We start from the raw sequence: 4,379 nt of genomic DNA on the forward strand, positions 1-4,379 counted from the left end.
GCCGAACGGCTGCGCGCGCGGGTCGACGAGATCACCGCCCTGGAGTCCTTCGCCACCGGCGTGCCGATCGGCCAGACCAGCGGGCTCGGGCTCATCGTGCACGGCGCGTTCGCGCTGGCCGCCGCCCAGATCAGCGCCGGGCTGCTGCGCGCCGACCGCGACGGGGTCGAGGTGCACCACCTGCCCTGGGGCCCGGCCCTGTGCCTGGTGCCGTGGAACGCGCCCGCCCCGATGGCCGCGCACAAGGCCGCCAGCGCGCTGGCGGCCGGCTGCCCCGTCGTGCTCAAGGTCAGCGAGTACGCCCCGTACGGCACCCAGGCGCTGGCCGAGGTCCTCGGCGAGGTGCTGCCGCCCGGCGTCTTCCAGCTCGTCATGGGCGACGCCCGCACCGGGGCCCGGCTGGCCGAGGACCCGAGGATCCGCGCCGTCTCCTTCACCGGCGGCCTGGCCGGCGGGCGGGCCGTCGCCGCCGCCTGCGCGGGCGCGCTCCGCCCCGCCCAGCTGGAACTCGGCGGCAACAACCCGCTCGTGGTGCTGCCCGACGCCGACACCGGCGCCGCCGCCCAGGCCGCCGCCGAGCTGCTCACCTCGCTCAACGGCCAGTGGTGCCGGGCGCTCGGGCGGCTCATCGTGCCCCGCCCGCGCCTGGACGAGCTGGTGGCGGCCGTCGGCGAACGCCTCGCCGCGCTGCGCGCCGGCGACCCGCTCGACCGGGGCACCGAGTACGGGCCGCTGGTCCACTCCGCCCACCTGGCACGGGTACGGGCCGCGACGGCCCAGGCCGGAGGCCGGGCGACCGCGTACGGCGACATGCCGGGCCAGGGCAACTACCTGGCCCCCACGCTCATCACCGGAGCCGACCTGGCCGACGAGATCTTCGGACCGGTCGCCGCCGTGGTGCCCTACGACAGCGAGGAGGAGGCGGTGGCGTTGGCGAACGCGACCCCGTACGGGCTCGAAGGCTACGTCTTCGGCGCCGACGAGGAGCGGGCGCTGGCCGTGGCCCGGCGGGTGCGCGCCGGCGAGGTCAAGGTGAACGGGTCGAGCGTCATGAGTCTGCACCTGTTCACGCCGCGTCCGGCGTGGGGGCTGTCCGGGCTGGTGGACGAGGGGACGGCGGAGACGATCCGGTTCTTCACCGGCACCCGCGTCGTCGGCGTCGAGCGGGCGCCGTGAAGCGGGCGCTGGTCGCCGGGGCCGGGCCGGTGGGGCTCACGGCGGCGCTCACGCTGGCCCGCGGCGGGGTGCCGGTGACCGTCCTGGAAGCCGGACCGGAGCTGGCCGCCGAGTCCCGGGCCTCCACCTTCCACCCGCCGACGCTGGAGATGCTGGACGGACTCGGCGTGCTGCCGGAGCTGATGCAGCGCGGCCTGATCGCGCGCACCTTCCAGTACCGCGACCGGCGCGGGGGCCCCGTCGCCACGCTGGACATGGCCGTGCTCGCCGACGACACGCCGCACCCGTACCGGGTGCAGTGCGAGCAGAGCAAGCTCACCCCCATCCTGATGGAGCACCTGCTGCGGCACGGCGGCGAGGTGGTGTTCGGGGCGGCGGTCCGCGAGGTGGAGCCGCGGGCCGGAGGCGTGCTGGTGACTACCGAGGCCGGCGCGCGGCACACCGGCGACCGGCTGGTCGCCGCCGACGGCGCCCACTCGGCGGTGCGGCGCTCGCTCGGCGTCCCCTTCGAGGGCATCACCTACCCCGAGCGGTTCCTGGTCGCCTCCACCGAGGAGGACCTGGACGCCCTGCTGCCGGGCATCGCGCCGATCAACTACGTCTTCGACCCCGAGGAGTGGCTGGTCCTGCTGCGCACGCCCGACCACTGGCGGGTGCTGCTGCCCACGCCCGAGGACACCCCCGACGGGGCCGAGCTCGCCCGGCTGGCCGGGCGGCTGCGGGCCGTCGCCGACCCCGGGCGTGACTGGAAGGTCGCGCACGCCTCGCTCTACCGGGTGCACCAGCGGGTGGCCGCCCGTTTCCGGGACGGGCCGGTCCTGCTGGCGGGGGACGCGGCCCACGTCAACAACCCGCTCGGCGGCCTGGGCATGAACAGCGGCATCCACGACGCCGTGCTGCTCGCCACGGCGCTGCTGTCCGGCGACGACGCCGCGGTGGACGAGGCGGCCGGTCGCAGGCGGCGGGTGGCGCTCGACCACGTCCGCGCGATCAGCCACGGCAACTGGGAGAAGCTGCGGGCGGCCGACCCCGCCGCCCACCACGCCGAGCTGCGCGCCCTGGCCGCCGACCCTCAGGCCGCCAGGGCGCACCTGCTGCGCGCCTGCCTGATCACGTCCCTGAGGTGACGGCCCGCCGGGCGGGCGGCCGGGAAAGGAAGACCAGATGGAACTGATCAGCCGGGAGAACCCCGCCCGGATCACCGAGATCGTGGGCCGGGTGCCCGTCACCGGCGCGGACGGCGTGGACGCGGCGGTGCGCCGGGCGGACCAGGCCCGGCGGGAGTGGGCGGCCCGGTCGATCGGCGACCGGATCGCCGCCCTGCGGGAGGCCGCGCAGACCGTCACCGGCCGGGTCGGGGAGCTGGCCGAGCTGCTGGCGCGCGAGTCCGGCAAGCCGCTGGCCGATTGCCGGGGCGAGATCTCGTTCGCGCTGACCTACCTGCGCTGGGTGTGCGAGCACGCGCCTGGCGTGCTGGCCCCCGCCGAGATCGACGACGCCGCCGGCCGGCTGGTGGTGCGGCGCGCGCCGTACGGGGTGGTGGCGTGCCTCACGCCGTGGAACGCCCCCGTCATCCTGGCCATGGTCAAGCTGGCGCCCGCGCTGGCGGCCGGGAACGCGGTGGTGCTGAAGCCGTCGCCGCTGGCGCCGCTGGCGGTCGGCGAGGTGGCCGCGGCGCTGCCGGGCGTGGAGGTCGTGCACGGCGGCGCGCCGGCCGGGCGGGCGCTGGTCACCCACCCTCTGGTCCGCAAGGTGGCCTTCACCGGGGGTGACGCGGCCGGGCGGGAGATCGCGGCGGCGGCCGGCGCGATGCTCACGCCGTCGGTGATGGAGCTCGGCGGCAACGACCCCGCCCTGTTCCTGCCGGACTTCGCGCTCACCGACGACGACTACGAGCGGCTGGTCATGGCGTCGTTCGCGACCAGCGGGCAGGTGTGCATGGCGGCCAAACGGCTGTACGTGCCGCGTGCCCGGCTGGCGGAGTTCACCGAGGCGTACCGGGCGGCGGCCGAGCGGGTGCTGGTGGTCGGTGATCCGCTGGCCGCCGGGGTGACGATGGGGCCGGTCATCTCCGCCCCGGCCGCCGAGCGCGTCCGGGGGCTGGTGGCGGGGTCGGTCGCCCGTGGGGGTACGGCGGTGCCGCTCGGCCGCGCCCACGGCGACCTCGAATCCGGATATTTCGTGACCCCGACTCTGGTCACCGGGCTCGGCGACGACGCGCCCCTGGTCGCCGAGGAGCAGTTCGGCCCGGCCGTGCCGCTGCTGCCGTACGACACCGAGGACGAGGCGCTGGCCAGGGCCAACGCCGGAGAGCTCGGGCTGGCCGCCTCCGTGTGGTCGGCCGACGAGGACCGCGCCTTCGCCCTGGCCGCCCGCCTGGAGGCCGGCTTCGTCTTCGTCAACACCCACAACCGCACCGGCATGTCGCTCCGCGCGCCCTTCGGCGGCGTCAAGCGCAGCGGGTACGGCCGGGAGTACGGCGAGGAGGGCCTGCTGGAGTACGTCCAGAGCGCGGTCGCGCACGCCCCCGCCGCCTTCCGCGGGGGCGGGGGCGGCATGTCCGCCACGGCCTACCCGGTGTGAGCGCCGGGCAGGCCGGGCTCGTCAGCCTTCCTGGCCGAGCAGGGCGCCCGCCAGCCGCCAGGGGCGCCCGTCCACCAGGTCGGTGCCCCGGGAGACGTGGCGGTTGACCGCCTGCTCCGGGCGGACCACGGCGTGCACGACCTCGTCGGAGTTCTTCACCGCGGTCACCTCCGGGTGGCTGATGCGGCCGGTGAAGGGCCCTTCCCAGGCGGTCCAGAGGGTGAAGTCCCGGGGCGCGGCCAGGATGAGCCCCGCCACCCCGTCGGGACCGTCCTGGCCGGCCACCACCACGTTGAGACGGTTCTCCGCGGCCCTTTCGAGCAGGCCGAGCCGCAGCTCCCACGGTTCCCTGGCGGTGTACGGGACCGCGACCACGTCGGCGTCGGCCAGCGCCGCGAGGCGGAACTCCTCCGGATGCCGCGCGTCCTCCCCCGCGATGATCGCCAGGCGGCCCCAGGGCAGCGGGTGGATCGGGCAGGGCTCGGCGCCGGGGGTCAGCACGCCCGAGGCGTTCACCAGGGCTCCGGCCCCGGTGACGACATGAGCGGGGGTGTCCCGTACGGCCGCCGAGACCTCCTCCGCCGTCAGCGGGGAGCCCTCGGGCAGGACGATGAGGGCGG

At 76.4% G+C, this 4,379-nt stretch carries 3 protein-coding genes and 1 pseudogene; 3 read left to right on the forward strand and 1 reads right to left on the reverse strand.

The features are described 5' to 3' along the window. The 3 genes from OUY22_RS35840 to OUY22_RS35850 form a co-directional block, all read left to right on the forward strand. Positions 1-1,176: aldehyde dehydrogenase family protein (locus OUY22_RS35840; RefSeq protein ID WP_270159767.1), on the forward strand; the 1,176-nt coding region annotated here is incomplete at its 5' end. Continuing rightward, the gene (locus OUY22_RS35845; protein WP_270159768.1) at positions 1,173-2,303 is read left to right on the forward strand and encodes an FAD-dependent oxidoreductase; all 1,131 of its coding nucleotides are present in this window, start codon (positions 1,173-1,175) and stop codon (positions 2,301-2,303) included. The genes OUY22_RS35840 and OUY22_RS35845, both read left to right, overlap by 4 nt. A gap of 37 nt (positions 2,304-2,340) precedes the next feature. Continuing rightward, positions 2,341-3,759, forward strand: coding sequence for an aldehyde dehydrogenase family protein (locus OUY22_RS35850; RefSeq protein ID WP_270159769.1), 1,419 nt, complete (start codon positions 2,341-2,343; stop codon positions 3,757-3,759). 21 nt (positions 3,760-3,780) lie between these two features. Here the strand turns inward: OUY22_RS35850 and OUY22_RS35855 are convergent. Next, positions 3,781-4,379, reverse strand: a pseudogene (locus OUY22_RS35855) (nitrilase-related carbon-nitrogen hydrolase); the annotation flags it as partial.

The sequence above is a fragment of the Nonomuraea corallina genome (genome assembly GCF_027620315.1).
Lineage (GTDB): Bacteria > Actinomycetota > Actinomycetes > Streptosporangiales > Streptosporangiaceae > Nonomuraea > Nonomuraea corallina.

Coding starts and splice junctions, on each gene's coding strand:
- OUY22_RS35850 (WP_270159769.1), top strand. CDS start 2,341: ATGGAACTGATCAGCCGGGAGAACCCCGCCCGGATCACCGAGATCGTG.